This is a genomic window from Cellvibrio sp. pealriver (assembly GCF_001183545.1).
Lineage (GTDB): Bacteria > Pseudomonadota > Gammaproteobacteria > Pseudomonadales > Cellvibrionaceae > Cellvibrio.
In genome coordinates this window covers 4,173,602-4,193,903 of the sequence record NZ_KQ236688.1, presented here as the reverse complement: position 1 = coordinate 4,193,903, position 20,302 = coordinate 4,173,602, and the positions used below count along the sequence as shown (strand labels likewise).

Sequence of the window (20,302 nt, the reverse complement as noted above, 5' to 3'; positions counted from 1 at the left end):
AAAACTCCTACTGACTTCCATTAGACGAAGAGTCAAATTGAATTCGATTTTTTCCAACCAGGATTTTTTGATCAAATATCCCATTTCTATTAAAGCTGGACCAAAATCCAGTCTTATCACGTGGATACTCATAGACCAACTGCCAACCACTTGTATCGATCACTCGATACCCAGCCAACAATCCAAATGCAGCCTCGTGTTCACTTACAGGGTAATTTACTGTCAAGGTTTGTCCCGGCTGCAATATCAATGTATTGACTGCCAATAAATCTCGCCCTAAGACAGCATTACTATTCTCTGCGAGCGATAAATAGTCCGCCTTGCGGAATGAAGAGCTATTACTTAATTGATAAAAAGTGATTGCTACAGGTGAAGGCCGCTGATTAACATCAGGATTTAAATCCTGTGCGACGATAAAGGTTAGCAACACTGTCTTTTTGGAATCTGTAGACGTAACACAGGACGTTAGAAAAAAAATGATCAGTGAAATAACCAATACATATTTCGTAAAACGTATGAATATTTTTAACGAGCCAACCCCGAATAGCATCATTTACTGTTCGCCTCCAGCACGGTGCGCCCCTAGTAAATCAGAAACACCCGATGCACCAAGGTTTACGGTAATATCATTAGGACCGCCAACCCAAACAGCAACTGCACTATAGTTATCTTGAGTTACAGATTTCTTTTCAACAATAATCTGCTCCATGCGGATTAACCATTCCTCCGCCGACCCTGCTATACCCAAGGCCGACACCATCGCATCCTGATCAACCGCCTCCCAAAATCCATCAGAGCACAATAGAAATGCATCTCCCTCTTGCAATGAAAAAGGCGACGTAAGAGACTCGTAATACATCTCTTCGCCAGTTCCCAGCGCAGCGTAAAGAATATTGCGAGCAACACTGGCGTGAGCCGCATTCTCATCAAGCGTTTTATTGTCCAGTAGCCGCTGCAATAAACTATGATCTCTGGTCAGCAATTGACACTGCCGACGACGGATCAGATAAATGCGTGTGTCGCCCAAATGAATCCACTGCGCAAGACTGGCGTTATCATTTAGTAGCAAGCAAGCTACCGTTGTGCTCATTTTCTTTAACTGCGTCGCTAACGTCTGTCCATAACGAATAGCGGAGTCCGCCTGATGCAGCAGCTGGTCTACAAATTTTTTTTCAATTGTGGGGTGCGCTGAAAAACCCAGCAAAAACGTTTTTACCGCCGTTTCTGATGCGACATCGCCACCACCATGACCACCCGCACCGTCAGCCATTACAAAACATGCTCCATTATCGGATGTCCAATAACCGCAAGCATCTTCGTTGTAGTCACGAGCCCCTTGGCGCGAAAGAGTGGCAAACTCAACCACCATACCTGAGAGCGCACAATAGCTACTCATGCAACCTCCCTAGCCTCACACATTCTATCTATTGCAAGCTCATATGCTTGAGCAAAGGCCTGCTGAAAACGCAACTCAAACTCTTCGCGCGCATACCCAGCGACTTCGGCATAATGCACTTCATATAACTCCCACAGCTTGGCTTTTTTCGACATGGGAACCAGTGCATCAACAATATTTTTAGTGGCGATATATTTTTGTATTCGCTCCGGACTGAAATTTCTTACTGCATCGTAAACAGATTCCCGTGCACCCGATAGCAACCCGATTTGATGCGCCAGCAAATCGTCAAACACATCGTTAATAGCGTCTTTTGCACACATAAATCCAGGCATGGTGTCAGCAAGTAAATGTGCAATTGCAGACTGTGCATCAGGGGCAAACTTCAGTGGATTATTGCCTGATGCCGCAATAATGGTTACATCAGCACGCATTTCATGTTTTATTTTTGCGCGTTCATGAACCATGTTGACGGTACCTGCCGTCAGCAATAATAAAATACTGCCCAGTCGCTCGCACAAGGCCGGCGTAAAAGCAGGCAACTTTTGCAAATCAATTCCCAGCGCACGAGAAAATGCCTGCCTGCACTCAAGTGCAATATCATCATTTTTTCTAAAATCGTCTGTTAGCGAGTCCGCCGCAACGGCGAGTGCATCTTCTCCGGTGGAATTATTTTTTTGTAAGTTAGTTGCACGCGGAGGAATAAATAAAGAGTTTATTTCAGGAAGATAATCGTGCTGAACCTGCCCCAGCATGTCGGAGGATAATCCTGAATCAGCATCACCGCCGGCCAACAAACGCTCAAGCATTACACTTTCACATGCAGCCTTCTCTGGCGATGAAATATCGACTTCGGCAAGATTATTTACGTCAAAATAATTATTTTCAATTTGACTATCTGACAAGAAGAAATCCATTTCTTTCGGAATAAATACACCCGATCCGGGAGAACCGGTATCCGTCGGGAAATTACCTACTGCACTATTCTCAATCAAGTCACATTGACTTAACTTCAATACATAATCACCTATTAGCAGGAAGTCTTCACATAAGAAAGCACCACTATCCCCTGGCTTTATTTCGCTCTCATTAATAAAAATACTGGTAGATGAACTGACATTAGTTACCCAAGCAGATGCATTATCTTTTAATAATACTCGCGCCTGAACTCGAGAAATAATACGCAATGGATCAATCAGCGTTAAATGATTATTACTGCTTCTGCCTATGGTTATATTCTCATTGGCAGAAAACTGATAGCTGTGTTTATTAACTTCAGTAGGCTGATTGCTATGGCTAACAACAGCTAATTTTAATTGTTGAGAGAAAGACATGAGTTCCTATGTCCATATAGAAGAAGGAGCAAAAAAATAATTAGACGAAACGACTTAAAGTCATCAACACTAACAATATCGCGATTACTACAGCGCCATGATAGCGATATTTTTTTACATAACAATTCGCAAATGGAGATTTTGATCACAAAGATACATATGAATTATAAATAGAATCACCCCTCACAAATTACTCATTAAAAACACGCCTTAAAATTTATTTTTGTGTTGTGTTTAGCATTTAAATTTATAGTTAGATCACATTTACTCAAGCGGATGACGCATGGACGCTAACGTTATTACCCCAATATCCACTTCACAAAAAAACCACATTGAAACATCGGTTACACACGTATCAGCGCTTTCCATTGGAAAAAAACTAAAAGAATATCGAATCACAGGGGTCATTGGTGAAGGTGGTTTTGGTATTGTTTATGCCGCGGAAGATACTCTTCTAAATCGCAATGTAGCTATCAAAGAATACATGCCTTCTTCTATTGCCAATCGTTTGGCGTCATCAAATATTAATGTACGCTCTACACGCCACAAGAAAGCATTCGATGCAGGGATGCAGGGATTTATTGACGAAGCGCGACTTCTTGCGCAATTCAAACATCCAGCTCTGGTTGAAATTCTGCGATTCTGGGAAGAAAATAACACCGCCTATATGGTCATGCCTCACTATTCCGGGCAAACGCTTCGCAGTTTTTTGCGAAAAAACAAAAGCCAATGTACCGAAAACTGGCTTAAAAAAATCCTGTCCCCTATTTTGAATGCAGTAGAACTTCTTCATAAAAACAATATCTATCATCGCGACATCGCACCTGACAACATTGTCATTCAAGATAATAATCGACCCGTATTACTGGATTTAGGCTCCGCACGGCGTGTTATTGCTGGCATGCAAAGCGCACTGACAGTGGTGGTAAAACCTGGTTATGCCCCTATTGAACAATACACAGAAGATACCGCCGAGGATCAAGGCCCTTGGACAGATATTTATGCGTTAGGTGCAGTCCTGTATTTTGCAATTACTGGTGCCGCACCCAGCGCTTCAGTATCGCGTATGATGCGCGACACACTAAAACCTCTAACACAGCAAGACCATCCGCAATTTAGCGAGGAGTTTCTTACTGCGATTAATCAAGCGCTGCAATTGCGCCCCATAGATAGATTCCAAACCATCTCTGAATTTCGCGAAAATTTAAAATTAGATTCATTCAATACACAGAATGCGCCACTTGCATGGCAATCAAATAAAACCGGTTTGACAGAAAAAAATAATGACGATGATGAAATAACCCAAATATTGACTGAAGACGAGATCAATCAGTTTAAAGAGAAGCTGCTAAATACCTTATCCTGTAAAAATCAGCGTCAACAAGCCCCTTTATCGATGCCGATAAAAATACAATCAGATGAGAATGTTTTACTTAACTCTCCTGAAGTCAGGGAAAAATCCATTAATAGTTTCGGTGACGTAAAAGAACTGCTTGAAAAGAAGCCTATTCAAAAGCCAGGCAACGCAACTTCAAAAAGCACCAAAGTAACACCACAAACTCAGTTACAGAGTAATCCTGCTGCGAAAAAAACAGCAAAGAAAATATCGTCAGCTCATAAGTTAATGACACTTCCTTTAATTATTGGCTGCGGCACCTTTCTGGCACTGTTTGCGGGAACTGTTTATCTACTGAATAAAAGCGACATTAAAAGCTACGAGTTGAGCGAGAGCCAGCTGCCTTCGTCCAGTATTGCAGCTGCACAAAACACTACCATAGCAACACCCACCGCAAGCACGGACAGTCAAATAGATGTATATATTCCCGATGAATATTCACTTTCTCAACCAACAACCCATTTAACACTCAATGATTTTGATAACGCCGATAACATAAGCGCTCAAGCAGCTCAATTAACACCGGCGCAACAAACTGTTATAACGGACGAATCAATTGAATCCAAAGCGCAAGACATCTCAATGCGCTCATCTATCACTATCGAATCCGACAATAAAACCAGTAACGCTATTAATTCCGAATCACCAAAAAATAATCAGCGCAATAACGCTATACAGCAAGATCAATTGAAGAAATTGACTGACAAGAAAATCATACTGGGAACAGCAAAACTCACGCTACTTCCATGGGGAGAAGTGTGGGTGGATAATCAACGTTATGGCGTTAGCCCGCCTGTACAAGAATTATCACTAGCGCCAGGGACTTATCGCGTTGAACTACGCAACCCAGGGCTGCCAGCACACATCCGCACCGTTACTATTAGTGAAGGTGAAAACCCAGCAATTTATCATAACTTTTCTGCACCTGAATCCGCAGACAATAGCCAGGCAACAGACACACCTGCGAATCAAATACCCGCAGGCAAAAATCAACCATCAAAAGCAAATGAACACACCATCACACCAGAGACATCACATTTACCATCTACGGCCACTGCTATCACACATGAGCGCACACTTAATATTAAAGTTTTACCTTGGGGTGAAATTTACATTGACGGAAAAATGGTAGGAGTTACACCGCCACTACATCAATTAGCGCTGAAACCGGGCAATCACAGCATTGAGATTCGCCACCCCAATTATGCGCCCAAGACAATCGTCATCAGTGCAAACGATCCACTTAACATGCCCATCGAGCATCAATTCAAATAATGTGAGATAACCTTTATGTCAAATACAATTTTTTTAATTTTCTTATACAGAAAATTTTCACTGGCGGTGGTAATCACACTTTCCTTCTGTGTTTTTACAGGATGCAGCACAACCCAAACAAAACCCACCCAAGCATCACCCGCTCAAATAAAACTGGAAATAGGAAAAAACAATTTCCAAAACGGGGAATATGGCATTGCAGAGACAAATTTACTCGATAGCGCCATTTGGCAAGGCGACAAGTCAGAGCAAGTCGAATCACTAAAATATCTTGCTTTTATCTATTGTGTTACCGAGCGAATCACGCTGTGCCGTCACTCTTTTTACAAAGCGCTGCAGTTAAACCCAGAATTTGAATTAACGCCTGCAGAAAGCACGCATCCATTATGGGGCCCTGAATTCATAGTTGCACAGAGCGGTCTAGGAAAACAGTAACTCTATTTAGACATCTACTTCACTGATCACCATCAGGAGTCGGCAATGGACTATGACAGTATCGATTTTTCATATGACACAATGGAAAGCAAGCTACTCAATAATGCAGAACAGGGAATAGAGATAGATTACGACCCGGAATTCATTGAACTGGAAAATATGATCGCTATTAAAATGGATCAGCAATATGGCAACACCATTATTCCAGCAGCACCTATTGACTGGTCGCGCGCCCTTAGTAAAGCCTATGAGCTTTTAGATAAGAGCAAAGATTATCGACTTTGTTGCATTATTACGCGTGCGCTTACTCATAAGCATGGGATTCGCGGAACCTTAAAGGGAATAGAAACTATTTATTTGCTGACAGCGAATTGTTGGCGCTATGCATTTCCGGCTATTGTTTTCGATGGCGAAACAGACTTCCTTCCAAGATCCAATGCTATTGCTGAATTAAACTCCATGACGGGTTTGGTTGGAGATCTTCGCCATACTGATATAAGACTAGGAAGCACAATAAAATTATCGATAAATAGAATGGAGAAAATACTAAGCGGAAGATCAGAAAACGAGGAATTTTCAAGAGACCAATTACTACAAATTTGTCGCGATGACGCACTGTCACCCGAAAGTGAAATTTTTGTAATATCCAGACTATTAAGTAAAATTTCTGAATTGGAAAAATTACTATCCCAATATTTAGCCAGCGAACAAAAGCCAGATTTTAGCCAATTAAAATCTATGCTTACCAATATCAGTGTTATGACAGGCGAAAAGCAAATTGCAGAAATTGATGGGACAGGTGATTTTACTGAAGCCAGTACGTCTCATATCTATAGCAAAACGCAAATAACTCCAACGTTTATCCAGACGCGCGATGATGCTATTAATGCACTAGACATAGTATGCGAATTTCTAAAACGCAACGACCCTGCCAACCCTGCGCCAATGCTTATCAACCGCGCACGAAACATGATTGGCCAAGACTTCTATACTATTTTAAGCCAGTTAGCACCCGATGCGGTCGCCCAAGCTGAGCATATTACCGGCCCACAATTTTAATCAACAACGTCTGCGTTATGTGCAGGGGAGCAACTATGAGTAACAGTCAAAGCAGTCAGAAGTTTATTGCACGAAATCGCGCACCTCGCGTTCAAATTGAATACGATGTGGAAATTTACGGCTCTGAAAAAAAAATCCAAATCCCATTCATTATGGGAGTTATGTCCGATTTGGCAGGAAAACAAAAAGAAGAAATGCCTTCCGTAGCTGATAGAAAGTTTTTAGAGATTGATGTAAGCAATTTTGATGATCGCATGAAAGCTTTAAAACCTAGAGCTGCTTTTTCGGTGGCAAACACGTTGACAGGCGAAGGCGAATTATCTATCGACTTAACTTTCAATAGCATGGAAGACTTTTCCCCTTCCGCTATTGCTAAAAACGTCGATGTACTTTCTAAATTATTAGAAGCGCGCACTCAACTCAACAATCTATTGACTTACATGGATGGAAAAACAGGCGCGGAAGATCTCATCAGCAAAGTGCTACAAGACCCAACCCTTCTGAAGAGCCTGGCATTGCCCAGCGAAACAACTGAAACCAAAGAAACTGCCGACGCAATGTAATCAGGCAATTATTAAAGGAGCATTCTCTATGGAGATGAGCGAAATCACCAGAAGCTATGAAAAAAGTCACCAGTTCAATGACTTTTCCAGCCTGCTGCAGAAAGAATTTAAACCTAAAACTGACGAAGCAAAATCCGCAGTGCAATTTGCTGTACAAACACTTGCCCAGCAAGCGTTGTCGCTATCAGTAACGGTTACCAACGATGCGTACAAATCAATTGAGTCTATTATTGCAGAAATAGATACGCGATTATCCGAACAAATCAATGCCATTATTCATCATCCGGATTTTCTCAAACTGGAAAGCGCCTGGCGGGGACTACACTATTTGGTGAACAATACAGAAACGGATGAAATGTTAAAAATCCGTTTTATGCCAATCACCAAACAAGAACTGCACAGAACCCTGCGCCGGCATAAAGGTGTAGGCTGGGATCAAAGTCCAATCTTTAAGAAAATATACGAGCAGGAATATGATCAACTGGGAGGATCACCCTATGGTTGTGTCGTCGGCGATTACACGTTTGACCATTCACCACCGGATGTAGAGTTACTAGGCGAGATGGCAAAAATCTCTGCCGCGGCTCACTGTCCGTTTATTTCTGCTGCTGACCCTGCCGTAATGCAAATGGAATCTTGGCAAGAACTGGCAAATCCACGCGACCTCACCAAAATTTTTGAAAACACAGAATACGCTGCATGGCGCAGCCTACGTGATTCAGATGATGCCCGCTATTTAGGGTTAACCATGCCACGCTTTTTGGCACGCACACCTTATGGAATAAAAACCAATCCGGTGGACGATTTTAATTTTGAAGAAAGTATTGAGGGTGCTGACCACTCACGCTATTGCTGGGCCAACTCCGCCTATGCAATGGCGGTCAATATCAATAACTCTTTCAAACAGTATGGTTGGTGCACCTCCATTCGCGGAGTCGAATCAGGTGGTGCGGTTCCCAATTTACCTACCCATACTTTTCCAACAGATGACGGAGGCATTGATATGAAATGCCCAACAGAGATTGCCATTTCTGACCGCCGCGAAGCGGAGCTCGCTAAAAATGGATTCATGCCATTAATTCATCGCAAAAATACTGACATTGCAGCCTTTATCGGTGCACAGTCACTGCAGAAACCCGGGGATTTTTTTGATCCTGATGCAACAGCGAATGCCAATCTCGCCGCTCGCTTGCCTTATCTGTTTGCATGTTGCCGTTTTGCTCATTACTTGAAGTGCATAGTGCGCGACAAAATTGGCTCGTTTAAAGAACGGGAAGAAATGGAGCGCTGGTTGAATGATTGGATCATGAATTATGTCGATGGTGATCCTGCCAACTCGTCACAGCAAACCAAAGCATTAAAACCCCTTGCAGCTGCAGAAGTATATGTTGAGGAAGTGGAAGGAAACCCAGGGCACTACACCTCTAAATTTTTCTTACGCCCTCATTACCAACTAGAAGGGCTCACCGTTTCATTACGTTTGGTCTCTAAATTGCCATCTATAAAAACAGGTGGCCAGTAAATATTAAAAATCTGGCGTTCGAAGCCAGACTTTTAATAAAGCGAATATCACCATGAGGGTGATATTTATTTTTTGATGTTGTATTAACTAAGGAAGACACACTATGTCTGCACATGAATCTCTGCAGGATTTTTTCATCAAAATTGACGGCATTGCTGGCGAATCAAAAGACTCAAGCCATAAAGGGCAAATTGACGTGCTTAATTGGGGTTATTCCGTTAGCCAATCATCCTCTACCAATACAGGCGGTGGAGGCGGTGTTGGTAAAGCCCACTTTAGTGAATTGGTATTTACCCACTACATTGATAAATCAACTCCAAATCTGATGAAGTATTGCGCTAGCGGTAAACACATCCCGAGCGTTGAATTGTCTTGCTGCAAAGTAGGAGATGGCCAACAAGAGTATATGAAAGTTGTGTTGAATGACGTTCTTATTACTCATGTACGCCCAACTGGTGATGCAAGCAGTCCGCGCGTAATGGAAGAAGTTGGCATCTCTTACTCCAAAATTAAGGTGGAAGTAAAAGAACAAAATGCTAATGGCTCTATGGGTGCCGCCGTTACTGGCGCATGGGATGTTAAGCAGAACAAAGCTGCTTAATTTTCCTATCAGTTGCCTGCACTCAGGCAACTGATCCAATTCAAAACAGGAAACAACTGATCAACCATAAACTAAGCACTCAGAAGTCATGTTTAAAAAACAGGGATATGCAATGCAAGCAGCTACCGCACATCAAATTCATAGCTATGGCACTCCACTCAATATCCAGATTCAAGATCTCCAATCGCTCATCCGAAAAAATCCTGGACGTTGCGAATATCGTATTCATATAGCACAGCTACTGATGGTTACCGGTGAATGGCAAAAAGCACTGCAGCAGTTACAAACTGCTGCCCAACTAGATAAAAAAGCAGTGGCGATGGCACAAACCTATCGCGCACTGATTCAAGCAGAAATACAGCGCGAACATGTTTTCCAGGGGAAGGTAGAGCCGCAATTTTTTACTACGCCCGATGATTGGCAGATTTTATTGGCAGAAGCATTGATCGCCCGCAGCCACCAACAAATCGATGCAAGCGAAAAATTCCAGCAACAAGCTTATGCCGATGCGCCAGCGCTAACCTTTTCTATCAATGAGAATGAAGTAGAGTGGTTGGCCGATGGAGATTCACGGCTTGGCCCCGTTTGCGAAGTATTTATTAACGGTAACTATTACTGGCTGCCTTTTAACCAAATACAGCAAATGAATATTGATCACCCACAAGACTTACGCGATTTAGTATGGATTCCCGCCACAATCACCTTGACTGATTTTTCCCGTCATTTCGGATTTTTGCCAAGCCGTTATGTTGGCAGTTATCAGCATGATAACGATCAGCTGAGCCTTGCCAACCTGACGCAATGGCAAGCACTCAGTGAACATTGCTGGTCTGGTGTGGGGCAAAAAATGTTAATAACAGACCAGATTGAGTATCCACTTCTCTCCGTTAGAACGATTACCCAAGCAGTGAGCCAATAACTGTGTCGCAACATGCCTCTATGACAATCCGCATGGCGCGGAGTAATCGACTAACGCCTAGCTTGCTCGATCGCCTCACCGATGAACAGCCACAGCAAAAACGTGAAGCCATCAGTGTAACGGGCATGAGTAAACGTGACTATCGTGCGAGTGTGCTACGGGATATCAGCTGGCTCTTAAATTCGACCAATATCGATTCAGCAATAGAATTTGCTCATTTACCTTTAGTCAAAAGTTCAGTGCTGAATTTCGGGGTGCCTGCATTATCGGGGCAATATTTAGTGGATGATGATCGGTCTATTATTGCCAGATCTATCACTCAAACGCTTTTGCATTATGAACCACGCATAGTACCAACGAGCTTACAAGTCAATGCTCTTCCAATCGATGAGGGTTATGCAGCACGCAATCAATTATCACTGGAAATAAAAGGTCATCTGTGGGCAGACCCTTACCCATTGGAATTTATATTACGTAGTCATATCGATTTGGAAATCGGTTTAGTACAGCTAACCGATCTTATGGATAAAACGCCATGATCGAGAAGATGCTGGAATACTACAACAGTGAATTAACATATTTGCGCGAAGCCGGCGCGGAATTTGCCGAGCATTACCCCAAAATTGCAGCGCGCCTTACACTCAATGGGTCAGAAGTGGCCGATCCCTATGTTGAGCGATTACTGGAAGGTTTTAGTTTTTTAACCGCACGCATCAAGTTAAAAATGGATGCAGAGTTTCCTCGCTTTATTCAGCGTCTTATTGAGGTGACTTATCCCAATTACTTGGCACCCACTCCCTCGATGTGCATTGTCCGTTTTGAGCCAGGGGAACTAGTACGCAATCAACGCAGCTCTTATCTTGCGCCGAAAGGCTCACGCTTGAGATCCAACCAAATCCCCGGCGCAAGCTATTGTGAGTTTCGTACCGCACATGAAGTAGAACTGCTGCCACTCAAGCTCAACGGAGTCGGCTTTTCGCCCGCCAGCAGTGAGTTAAAATATTTTCATGCGCGCGAAAAGAAAGCCGCCATCTCTTGCTTGCATCTGCGCTTTACATTGAGTATTCCGTTGGAACTTGATGAATCTAACAATGACTCTATTCCCATTCATTTATGTGGAGATTTGCAGCTAGCCTCGCGCTTATATGAAGTCATCATGGGGCACAATATAGGCATAGCACTGCGGGCAACAGATATTGAAAATGCTAACTGGTGTTTTGAGCCTAATGGAATTACCCCAATTGGCTTTACCGAACAAGAAGCACTTCTCCCCTACGAAAGCCAAAGCTTTCAAGGGTATAGACTTTTGCATGAATATTTCGCATTACCTGGCCGGTTTCATTTTTTTTCACTAAACCATATCAAGCGCTTTCTTGCTAACAATAAAAAATGCCGCACATTTGAGGTAGCGATACTACTCGACCAAGCAACATCAGATCTGGAAAAGAAAGTTGATGAAAATCAATTTTCACTGTTTTGTACACCTGCGATTAATTTGATATCCATGCGAGCTGACCGTGTTCCACTGGGAGATAATCGCAACGAATTTCATGTAGTTCCAGATAGAGAGCGACCACTGGATTATGAAGTTTACAGTGTAAGTGCGGCAGATGGATTTGATCGGGATCATCGCATTCAGCGCCAATTTCGCCCTTTCTATGCCACCCATGCCGATGATCGCAATAATCACGGTGCTTATTTTTCTATTCGTCGCGAACCGCGTATAGCATCCGAAAATATTGTACAAAATGGTGCGCGCTCAACCTATCAAGGATCGGAAGTCTTTGTTTCACTGGTTGATCAAAACGATGCACCTTACGATTTCCAACTTCGTCAATTGGGGATAGACCTATTAGCCACCAATCGCGATTTACCGCTGCTTATCCCAACCGGGTCCAATCAGGATTTACGCTCAGTGTCTTCATTGCCTATAGACGGCATACGCATTATGAGCGGCCCTACTCGTCCGGTTGCAGCAATCGATGAAGGCCAAATGCATTGGCGTTTTATCAGCCACCTTCATCTGTCTTATCAAAGCCTCGCGCAACCAAACCCGGAACAAAGTGCAAAAACATTGCGTGAACTTTTAGGCTTATATACCGCATTGGGCGACGCAACGTTAGGGCGTTACAGCCAAGCACTGATCCAATGTAATCTCAACCCTATTACACGCCGCATGCCAGGAAAAGGTCCGTTGGTGTTTGGCCGGGGAACTGCAATAAAAATTGAGGTGGATGAAATTCCTTTTGCTGGCGCGAGCCCTTACGCGTTTGGTGCAGTTCTGGAGCGTTATCTGGCTCATCACGCCAGTATTAATTCTTTCACCGAAATGCAACTAATCAGCTCCCAACGAGGATTAATTGCACAGTGGCCAGCGCGCTTTGGCGAGCGAGGTTGCCTGTGAACATTCAGGTAACACCACCATCCATTCTGGATGAAATGCTGCAAGCGATAGCAAGTAAACCCTATGCGATAGATTTATTTGCACTTATGCGCAGATTGGAAGTCGGTAGTAACGCCATAAAATGGGGTTATGCCAATAAATATCGCGATGAAAAACTGCAATTCGGCCAAGAGCCATCGTCTATTTTTGCCAGCGCAAGCATTGCCAAGCTCTATCAATATTCGGGTAGCAGAAAACCTAAATTAGCTATTCACAGTTTTGGTTTATTTGGCCCTAATGGTGCAATGCCACTGGTGTTTACTGAATATGTAAAAGAGCGAATGGCACATCACAACGATTATGCGCTCAGTGACTTTATCGATATTTTTCACAACAGATTGATTATGTTGTTTTATCGTGCTTGGGCTGATGCAAATTCATGTGCAAGTTTGGATAAATGTGAAGAAAATTTTACTCGATATATCGCCAGTCTTTGCGCATCCGGGCTTTCTTCTTTACACCAAACTGATGCAATTCCCACTCATGCCCGATGGCACAATGCTGGCCACTTGTTGCGTCAATCGCGTAATGCCAATGGATTAAAAAGCATTCTCTCCGGCTTTTTTAAAGTACCTGTACACATTCAGGAATTTGTCGCGCACTGGCTACCACTGCCGACAGACGAACAGACTCGTCTGGGTAACATAAAGGGAACCCAACTGGGTTTTGATGCGATATTAGGTCGCAAAGTAATGACCAGACAGCAACACTTTCAAATTCAGCTTGGGCCACTTACGCTCGATGAATATAACCAATTTTTACCTAATACCGCAAAATTTACTCAGCTGCGCGATTGGGTACGCAGTTATGCCGGAGTTGAATTCACATGGGATCTTTGTCTGATACTGAATAAATCAATTAAAAATATTGGTTTATCGCTGGGAAAAGAAAAATATCTGGGTTGGAACTCCTGGCTTGGAAATAGAAACGAAAACCAAAGCACCACAAATCACACTGCCAGTGTCATTTTTCATCCCGAATCCGTTTGTTAATCCATACCCATTATTAACCTTAATAGAAGATACATTTTATGAGCCATATAGAATTACAAGCACTCTTAGTGAGAAAGCTATTTTTTATTGCGACAATACTATTTTTCGGCACAAGTGCACATGCGCAAATAACTACACCAGATCCATATCTGTTACAGGCGTTTGATGGAATTTGGAAAATGGAGCGGAGCGCAACCAGCCTGATAACAGACAGAGTGGACACCTATGCAGAAAATGGCGTTTTACGTCATGAGCCTCACGCTAAAGATTCACCAGTGTATTTACGCGAATCTTACGAAAGCGCGCAGGTGGAATATCGCCGCAAAAAATACTCTGCTATCCAATCCCAGTGGGGAAATTTCCCTCAATTAAATCCCGACACAATTCGCCTGCTTGAAATCGCCATCCCCCAAACAAAATACATAGTATTCTCTGGCCAAGGTGAAGGATTATTTTCAGCCACTGACTATCAACGCTATCGGTTTATTCATGTATTTGACATGGGGCGCAACCGCTACACCACTCAACATTATGCGGTTTTTGCCGATGCTCATTTAGGGGAACGTGTACTGGGCCGCCTGCCTAACTCACCGGTATTAAATTATGCGCGTCTGGTGCCTTCAAGCTGGGATACCAATAACACTATTATTGCTTACGAGATCCTACTTTATAATCTAGATCGGAACGGCATTACGCGCACGCAGGAAAATGAATTACCCGTTTCTTACAAGCTCAGCAAAAATGTCGATAGCCCGTTGTGGACGTTATCACCCACAACATCCACGCCTATCGCTGATGAGCTAGATAGCCGTGGACACTACTTCACAGGTGCGCGTATACCAACTGATATTTACAAAGCCCAACAACTCGCCATGCAGCAAAAACTAGAACAGCAAGGCGGCAGAAAAAACAAAAGTACCAACAAAAAAATTAGGAAAAATCAGGCAACACCAGTCACTCAACGTTAATTGATAGAAAAGGATTTTTTATGCGTGAAATAAGCCGCACTGCATTGTTTGGCAAACTAAACGCCATTGCTTATAAGGCAATTGAAAGTGCCACCGTATTCTGCAAATTGCGTGGCAATCCCAATGTTGAATTAACCCACTGGCTTCATCAATTAGTGCAACTGGATGATAGTGACCTGCATCGTATTGTGCGTCACTATCAGTTGGATGCGAGCCATATCGCTCAGGAGCTCACCCAAGCACTTGAGCGACTCCCGCGTGGAGCCAACATCATTAATGACTTGTCCCCCACCATTGAAATAGCCGTTGAGCGCGCTTGGGTGTACGCAACACTGATGCTTAATCAACCGCAGGTGCGCACCGGCAGTTTACTCTTGGGCTTATTAAAAACCCCCGAGCTACGCCACAAGCTTTCGCTCATTGCACCATCACTTGCCAAAGTAGATGCAGAACAGCTGGCTGAGAAATTTGCACAAATTACTGCTGAATCGCCCGAAAAAAATCTCAGCGCCAGCGATCAACTTCTCAACATTGGCGCACCAGGTGAATTTAGCGGCGCAATGGCACCAGGCGCGCTAGGTAAACAAGAAGCACTTAATCGTTTTGCAATTGATTTAACTGCACAAGCGCGCGATGGAAAAATAGACCCCGTCACTGGGCGCGATGAGGAAATTCGTCAGATCATCGATATTCTGATGCGTCGTCGTCAAAACAATCCATTGCTCACCGGTGAAGCTGGCGTAGGAAAAACTGCCGTCGCCGAAGGCTTTGCATTGCGCTTAGCCCAGGGAGATGTACCACCGCAACTAAAAGATGTTCGCTTGTTATTGCTTGATATTGGATTACTGCAAGCTGGTGCCAGTATGAAAGGCGAATTTGAACAACGTTTGCGTCAGGTTATTGATGAAGTGCAAACCAGCCCCACTCCGATAATTTTATTTATCGATGAGATTCATACCCTCGTGGGTGCCGGAGGGACGGCCGGGACAGGCGATGCAGCCAACTTATTAAAGCCAGCGCTCGCGCGCGGAACCCTGCGTACTATTGGCGCGACGACATGGAGCGAATATAAAAAATATATTGAAAAGGACCCTGCGCTTACACGTCGGTTTCAAGCAATCCAGGTTGATGAACCCGATGAGAGAAAAGCGGTTGCCATGGTGCGCGGCATTGCCGCTAATCTTGAAAATCATCATAAGGTGTTGCTACTGGATGAAGCTATCAGCGCAGCAGTGAAATTATCACAGCGCTATATTCCTGCGCGCCAGTTACCAGACAAGGCCATTAGTTTATTAGACACCGCCTGCGCTCGCGTTGCTGTCAGTCAACACGCGACACCTGCAGCCCTGGAGGATTGCCAAAAGCGCATTCAAGCATTAAAAGTGCAAAGCGCAATTCTAGCGCGTGAAGCCATTTATGGATTAGTGGACAACAACGAACAGCAACGATGCCAAGCCGAATTAGCAAACGCATTAACGGAAGAGCAAGAATTACTAGCGCGCTGGACAGCAGAAAAAAAATACATTGAACAATTATTGCATCTGCGCCAGCAACTATTTTCTGCTCACCACAACAATGCAGATAACAATCAATCCTTGTCAGTGAGTGCACTGCAAGAACAACATCGGATTACCCTGCAAAAACTAAGTGAGTTACAGGGGGAAAACCCTCTGGTGCTACTAGCCGTGGATGAAACGGCAATTGCTGCTGTAGTGGCTGATTGGACAGGTATTCCACTTGGCCGCATGGTACGTAATGAATTACACAATGTGCTGCAGCTGGTTGATACCTTGGATCAACGTGTCATAGGCCAACGCCATGCACTGGAATTAATCAGTCGCCGCATACAGACCGCACGTGCAAATTTGGATAATCCCAACAAACCTGTTGGCGTATTTATGTTGGTCGGGCCGTCGGGTGTTGGTAAAACCGAAACTGCACTCGCGTTAGCAGAAGCACTTTATGGTGGCGAACAAAATTTAATTAGCATCAACATGAGTGAGTTTCAGGAAGCGCACAGTATTTCTACGCTCAAGGGCGCACCACCCGGTTATGTTGGTTACGGCGAAGGCGGCATACTTACCGAAGCAGTGCGGCGCAAACCTTACTCAGTTGTTTTGTTGGATGAAATTGAAAAAGCGCATCCGGATGTGCACGAATTATTTTTTCAAGTATTCGATAAAGGCTGGATGGAAGATGGCGAAGGTCGAGCGATTGATTTTCGCAACACGGTCATACTGCTGACCTCCAATGTGGGCACCGATTTAGTGACCAGCCTTACTCGTGCCCCTGAATTATTGCCCGAGCCAGAAGCATTGGCCAACTCACTGCGTGCTCCGCTGTTGAACGCCTTTCCTCCGGCATTTTTAGGCCGATTAGTTGTTATTCCGTATTACCCACTTACAGATGAAACGCTTGCTAATATCGTGCGTCTGCAACTTGCGCGCATCCAAAAACGCACGCTGGAGCAGCATCAAATGCAGTTCACGTACGACCCGGCCGCAGTGGATCTTATTATTCAGCGCTGCACCGAGTTGGAATCCGGCGGGCGAATGATTGATTCCATTCTTACGCATTACCTTCTGCCCATAATTAGCCGCGAGCTACTTGCACGATTAAGTGAAAACCGCACACTCACTCATATTCATTTGTACGTTAATACAATCACCGATACCAATGAATTTGCGTTTGAATTTTTTCCAGCAATGGATCAGATGATCATTGCAAAACCAATAATTACGGCTACCGAAAACACGCCGGAAATGGTGTAAAGGACACACATCCATGAAACGCAATTACAATTTGCTAAGCCACTTACCACCCCAGGATTTACGTTTTGTCCAACTCAGTGGCGAGGAAGAAATTTCCAAACTGTTTAACTTGAATCTTTTACTACAGAGCCCTCGGGGTGATATCAACCCAACGGACATGATTGGCAAACCACTCACAGTGGAAATTGCAATGCAAGGCGGTGTGCGCCATATCAACGGCCAATGTAGTCATTTTATCTGTACCGGAAAGCACGGCCGTCATTATGTTTATCAGGCTACAATTCAGCCTTGGTTGTGGTATGCCACACGCAGACAGGATTATCGTATTTTCCAACATAAGACCGTGCCGGAAATGGTGCAGGAAGTGTTGGGCACCTACGGTTTTGAATTGCGCTTGGAATTAAGCAAAAATTATCGCGCATGGGAATACTGCGTGCAGTACCGCGAAACCGATGCCAATTTTGTGATGCGCATGCTGGAGCATGAAGGTATTTGGTTTTGGTTTGATCACAAAGCAGGATCACACGCACTTGTGATTACCGATGATATCGGCCTTGCCAGCCCTGCCCCCGGTTGTGCGAGCTTGCCTTATCGCAGTTCCGGGCAAGGCAATCCAAATGAAGATTTCGTCACCGGTTGGTTTAGTGGAGGCAGTGTGACCTCCGGCGATTACGCCGCGCGCGATTATTCGTTCAAAGAAGCCAGTGCGTTGCTAGACACCCAACATAAAAAATCTGCAGCTCACCCTTTTAGCGATTTACAAATTTTTGATTACCCCGGTGGCTATTACCTTGCAGGCGAAGGCGATACCTATGCGCAAGTTCGCATGGAGGAATTGCACAGCCAACACCAGCGCTGCACTGGCCAAGCCGCCGCTCGGGGTATTGCTCCGGGGCGTTTGTTTACACTCGCGCAACACACGCAAGCGGCATTGAATAAAGAATATTTAATCATCAGTTGCACTTATTTATTTCAAGCCAACGATTACGAAGCCGATGCCAATACCACACCATTCATCATGGATATTCAGCTGCAGGCCCAACCCAGCAGCCAACCCTTTCGCCCGCAGCGCCTGACTGAAAAACCCATCAGCCAAGGGCCAGATACCGCCGTTATCACCGGCCCTGCCGGTAAAGAAATTCACACTGATGAATTTGGCCGCGTGATTGTGCAATTCCAGTGGGACAGATATGGCAAAAAAGATGAAAACTCTTCCTGCTGGATTCGCGTATCACACCCTTGGGCTGGTTCCGGTTTTGGTGGTGTGCATGTACCGCGCATCGGGCAAGAAGTGTTGGTGGATTATTTAAACGGCGACCCTGATCGCCCGGTCATCACCAACCGCGTATACAACAATTTGCAACCACACCCTTGGGGTTTACCTGCCAACGCGACCCAATCCGGTTTTCTCACCCGATCAACACCCAAGGGCACCGCAGAAGATGCCAACGCCTTTCGCTTTGAAGACAAAATCGGCGAAGAGCAAATCTGGATTCACGCCCAGCGCAATCAGGATATTGAAGTCGAGCACGACGAAACCCACTGGGTGGGCAATGACAGAAGCAAAACCATTGACCGCGATGAAACCGTTCACGTCAAACGTAATCGTACAGAAACTGTGGATAACAATGAAACCATAACGATTGGTAACGATCGCACGGAAGATGTCGGTGCAAATGAAATCATCAGCATCGGTGAAAACCAAACACGCGATATAGGCGGTCACAAGCTCGAAACCATTCTCAAAACCAGTACACAAAATGTATTACTGGCAAGAATGGATAATGTTGGTGCGGCCTACAGTTTGAACGTGGGCGCAGCCATGAACACATTAGTCGGTTTGAGCAAAACCGAACAAGTACTTATGAACAAAAGCTCCAGTGTGGGCAAAAGTGAGTCCATTTCAGTAGGTGATGACTACAGTCTCACAGTAAGCAAAAAAGCCAATATCAGTATTGACGGAGACAGCATTATTTTCACAGTGGGAAAATCGACAATAGAAATGCTTGGCGATGGAACAATCACTATGAAAGCGGCAAATATTAATCTTATGAGCAGTGAAGAACAAATCTTCGAAGCCAAAGGTGAAATCACCTTGAAAGCTAAAAAAGTACTGGAGAATCCATAATGGACAACCACTTTAATGTCACTGTAGAGAATACAACAGACGCCGAAACCAACTCTCCATTCTCAGAATTATTGGGAACCCCTGCCCTTCGCAAGCAACCTCATATTCACGGCATTTTAATTGGGACGGTGATCCAGGCCGATCAGAATGCAATACAAATCCGCTCATTAGAAGGCGATATTTTCTCAGCAATTGCTGCATGCTCATTAAGTGAGAATGATTTAAACAAACAATGTGCATTTATGCTCAGCGAAACTTTAACGTTTAATGCAGTGGTTATCGGCTTACTGCAAAATCCTGTTGCCAAATTTGCAATGCAATCAACAGTTAATTCGAATGAAGAAACAGAAATACACTACCCTGACGGCTTACGAATTACTTGTGGCGAATCTTCATTAACGTTAAACCCGGATGGGAAGGTGGAAATACGCGGCACACGTATTATCAATCAGGCAAGCGAAGTCCATCGAATAAAAGCAGCATCTGTCAGGATCAATTAA

17 protein-coding genes are annotated in these 20,302 nt (G+C 44.2%); 14 read left to right on the top strand and 3 right to left on the bottom strand.

From position 1 onward, the window contains the following. Window positions 1-7 precede the first annotated feature (7 nt). Genes tssJ through tagH form a run of 3 tightly spaced genes read right to left on the bottom strand, consistent with a single transcriptional unit; the run spans window position 8 to window position 2,730 of the window. On the bottom strand, window positions 8-553 hold the full coding sequence (tssJ, locus tag VC28_RS18225) for a type VI secretion system lipoprotein TssJ (RefSeq protein ID WP_049631895.1): 546 nt from the start codon (window positions 551-553) through the stop codon (window positions 8-10). Continuing rightward, window positions 554-1,396, bottom strand: coding sequence for a PP2C family protein-serine/threonine phosphatase (locus VC28_RS18220; protein ID WP_049631894.1), 843 nt, complete (start codon window positions 1,394-1,396; stop codon window positions 554-556). Continuing rightward, the gene (gene tagH / locus VC28_RS18215; RefSeq protein WP_049631893.1) at window positions 1,393-2,730 is read right to left on the bottom strand and encodes a type VI secretion system-associated FHA domain protein TagH; all 1,338 of its coding nucleotides are present in this window, start codon (window positions 2,728-2,730) and stop codon (window positions 1,393-1,395) included. Before tagH ends, VC28_RS18220 begins: the two co-directional genes overlap by 4 nt. A gap of 283 nt (window positions 2,731-3,013) precedes the next feature. On the opposite strand from tagH, the gene VC28_RS19365 reads away from it, so the two are divergent. The 14 genes from VC28_RS19365 to VC28_RS18145 all read left to right on the top strand — a co-directional run bounded on the left by VC28_RS19365 (window position 3,014) and on the right by VC28_RS18145 (window position 20,302). Continuing rightward, a complete protein-coding gene (locus VC28_RS19365; protein WP_053094231.1) occupies window positions 3,014-5,401 on the top strand; it encodes a serine/threonine-protein kinase in 2,388 nt (795 codons plus the stop codon). Window positions 5,402-5,416: 15 nt separating this feature from the next. After that, complete coding sequence (locus VC28_RS19360; RefSeq protein ID WP_053094230.1) at window positions 5,417-5,836, top strand: TssQ family T6SS-associated lipoprotein; 420 nt, start codon at window positions 5,417-5,419, stop codon at window positions 5,834-5,836. Between the two features lie 45 nt (window positions 5,837-5,881). Continuing rightward, window positions 5,882-6,895, top strand: a complete 1,014-nt coding sequence (locus tag VC28_RS18200; RefSeq protein ID WP_049631892.1) for a type VI secretion system protein TssA — start codon at window positions 5,882-5,884, stop codon at window positions 6,893-6,895. A 35-nt stretch (window positions 6,896-6,930) separates the two neighbouring features. Beyond that, complete coding sequence (tssB, locus tag VC28_RS18195) at window positions 6,931-7,458, top strand: type VI secretion system contractile sheath small subunit (RefSeq protein WP_049631891.1); 528 nt, start codon at window positions 6,931-6,933, stop codon at window positions 7,456-7,458. A 28-nt stretch (window positions 7,459-7,486) separates the two neighbouring features. Next, entirely contained in the window at window positions 7,487-8,980 is a 1,494-nt protein-coding gene (gene tssC, locus VC28_RS18190; RefSeq protein ID WP_197085564.1) for a type VI secretion system contractile sheath large subunit, read from the top strand. A 103-nt stretch (window positions 8,981-9,083) separates the two neighbouring features. Beyond that, entirely contained in the window at window positions 9,084-9,581 is a 498-nt protein-coding gene (locus tag VC28_RS18185; protein ID WP_049631890.1) for an Hcp family type VI secretion system effector, read from the top strand. A 112-nt stretch (window positions 9,582-9,693) separates the two neighbouring features. Then, window positions 9,694-10,500, top strand: coding sequence for a type VI secretion system accessory protein TagJ (locus VC28_RS18180; protein WP_049631889.1), 807 nt, complete (start codon window positions 9,694-9,696; stop codon window positions 10,498-10,500). Window positions 10,501-10,520: 20 nt separating this feature from the next. Then, window positions 10,521-11,039: a type VI secretion system baseplate subunit TssE gene (gene tssE / locus VC28_RS18175; RefSeq protein ID WP_082191615.1), complete on the top strand. Its 519-nt coding sequence runs from the start codon at window positions 10,521-10,523 to the stop codon at window positions 11,037-11,039. Next, window positions 11,036-12,904, top strand: coding sequence for a type VI secretion system baseplate subunit TssF (tssF, locus tag VC28_RS18170; protein ID WP_049631887.1), 1,869 nt, complete (start codon window positions 11,036-11,038; stop codon window positions 12,902-12,904). The genes tssE and tssF overlap by 4 nt, the downstream gene beginning before the upstream one ends. Then, on the top strand, window positions 12,901-13,935 hold the full coding sequence (tssG, locus tag VC28_RS18165) for a type VI secretion system baseplate subunit TssG (protein ID WP_049631886.1): 1,035 nt from the start codon (window positions 12,901-12,903) through the stop codon (window positions 13,933-13,935). Before tssF ends, tssG begins: the two co-directional genes overlap by 4 nt. Window positions 13,936-13,973: 38 nt before the next feature. Further along, a complete protein-coding gene (locus VC28_RS18160) occupies window positions 13,974-14,903 on the top strand; it encodes a hypothetical protein (protein ID WP_049631885.1) in 930 nt (309 codons plus the stop codon). Window positions 14,904-14,923: 20 nt separating this feature from the next. Then, window positions 14,924-17,674 (top strand): type VI secretion system ATPase TssH, encoded by a 2,751-nt coding sequence (gene tssH / locus VC28_RS18155; RefSeq protein ID WP_082191614.1) that lies wholly within the window; start codon window positions 14,924-14,926, stop codon window positions 17,672-17,674. Window positions 17,675-17,687: 13 nt separating this feature from the next. Continuing rightward, window positions 17,688-19,802 carry a type VI secretion system Vgr family protein gene (locus VC28_RS18150; protein WP_049631884.1) on the top strand — a complete coding sequence of 705 codons (2,115 nt, stop codon included), beginning with the start codon at window positions 17,688-17,690 and terminating at the stop codon, window positions 19,800-19,802. After that, window positions 19,802-20,302: a hypothetical protein gene (locus VC28_RS18145; RefSeq protein ID WP_049631883.1), complete on the top strand. Its 501-nt coding sequence runs from the start codon at window positions 19,802-19,804 to the stop codon at window positions 20,300-20,302. The genes VC28_RS18150 and VC28_RS18145 overlap by 1 nt, the downstream gene beginning before the upstream one ends.

Coding starts and splice junctions, on each gene's coding strand:
- VC28_RS18145 (WP_049631883.1), top strand. CDS start 19,802: ATGGACAACCACTTTAATGTCACTGTAGAGAATACAACAGACGCCGAA.
- tssF (WP_049631887.1), top strand. CDS start 11,036: ATGATCGAGAAGATGCTGGAATACTACAACAGTGAATTAACATATTTG.
- VC28_RS18220 (WP_049631894.1), bottom strand. CDS start 1,396: ATGAGTAGCTATTGTGCGCTCTCAGGTATGGTGGTTGAGTTTGCCACT.
- VC28_RS19365 (WP_053094231.1), top strand. CDS start 3,014: ATGGACGCTAACGTTATTACCCCAATATCCACTTCACAAAAAAACCAC.
- tssB (WP_049631891.1), top strand. CDS start 6,931: ATGAGTAACAGTCAAAGCAGTCAGAAGTTTATTGCACGAAATCGCGCA.
- VC28_RS18180 (WP_049631889.1), top strand. CDS start 9,694: ATGCAAGCAGCTACCGCACATCAAATTCATAGCTATGGCACTCCACTC.
- tssJ (WP_049631895.1), bottom strand. CDS start 553: ATGATGCTATTCGGGGTTGGCTCGTTAAAAATATTCATACGTTTTACG.
- VC28_RS18185 (WP_049631890.1), top strand. CDS start 9,084: ATGTCTGCACATGAATCTCTGCAGGATTTTTTCATCAAAATTGACGGC.
- VC28_RS19360 (WP_053094230.1), top strand. CDS start 5,417: ATGTCAAATACAATTTTTTTAATTTTCTTATACAGAAAATTTTCACTG.
- tagH (WP_049631893.1), bottom strand. CDS start 2,730: ATGTCTTTCTCTCAACAATTAAAATTAGCTGTTGTTAGCCATAGCAAT.
- tssH (WP_082191614.1), top strand. CDS start 14,924: ATGCGTGAAATAAGCCGCACTGCATTGTTTGGCAAACTAAACGCCATT.
- VC28_RS18200 (WP_049631892.1), top strand. CDS start 5,882: ATGGACTATGACAGTATCGATTTTTCATATGACACAATGGAAAGCAAG.
- VC28_RS18150 (WP_049631884.1), top strand. CDS start 17,688: ATGAAACGCAATTACAATTTGCTAAGCCACTTACCACCCCAGGATTTA.
- VC28_RS18160 (WP_049631885.1), top strand. CDS start 13,974: ATGAGCCATATAGAATTACAAGCACTCTTAGTGAGAAAGCTATTTTTT.
- tssE (WP_082191615.1), top strand. CDS start 10,521: ATGACAATCCGCATGGCGCGGAGTAATCGACTAACGCCTAGCTTGCTC.
- tssC (WP_197085564.1), top strand. CDS start 7,487: ATGGAGATGAGCGAAATCACCAGAAGCTATGAAAAAAGTCACCAGTTC.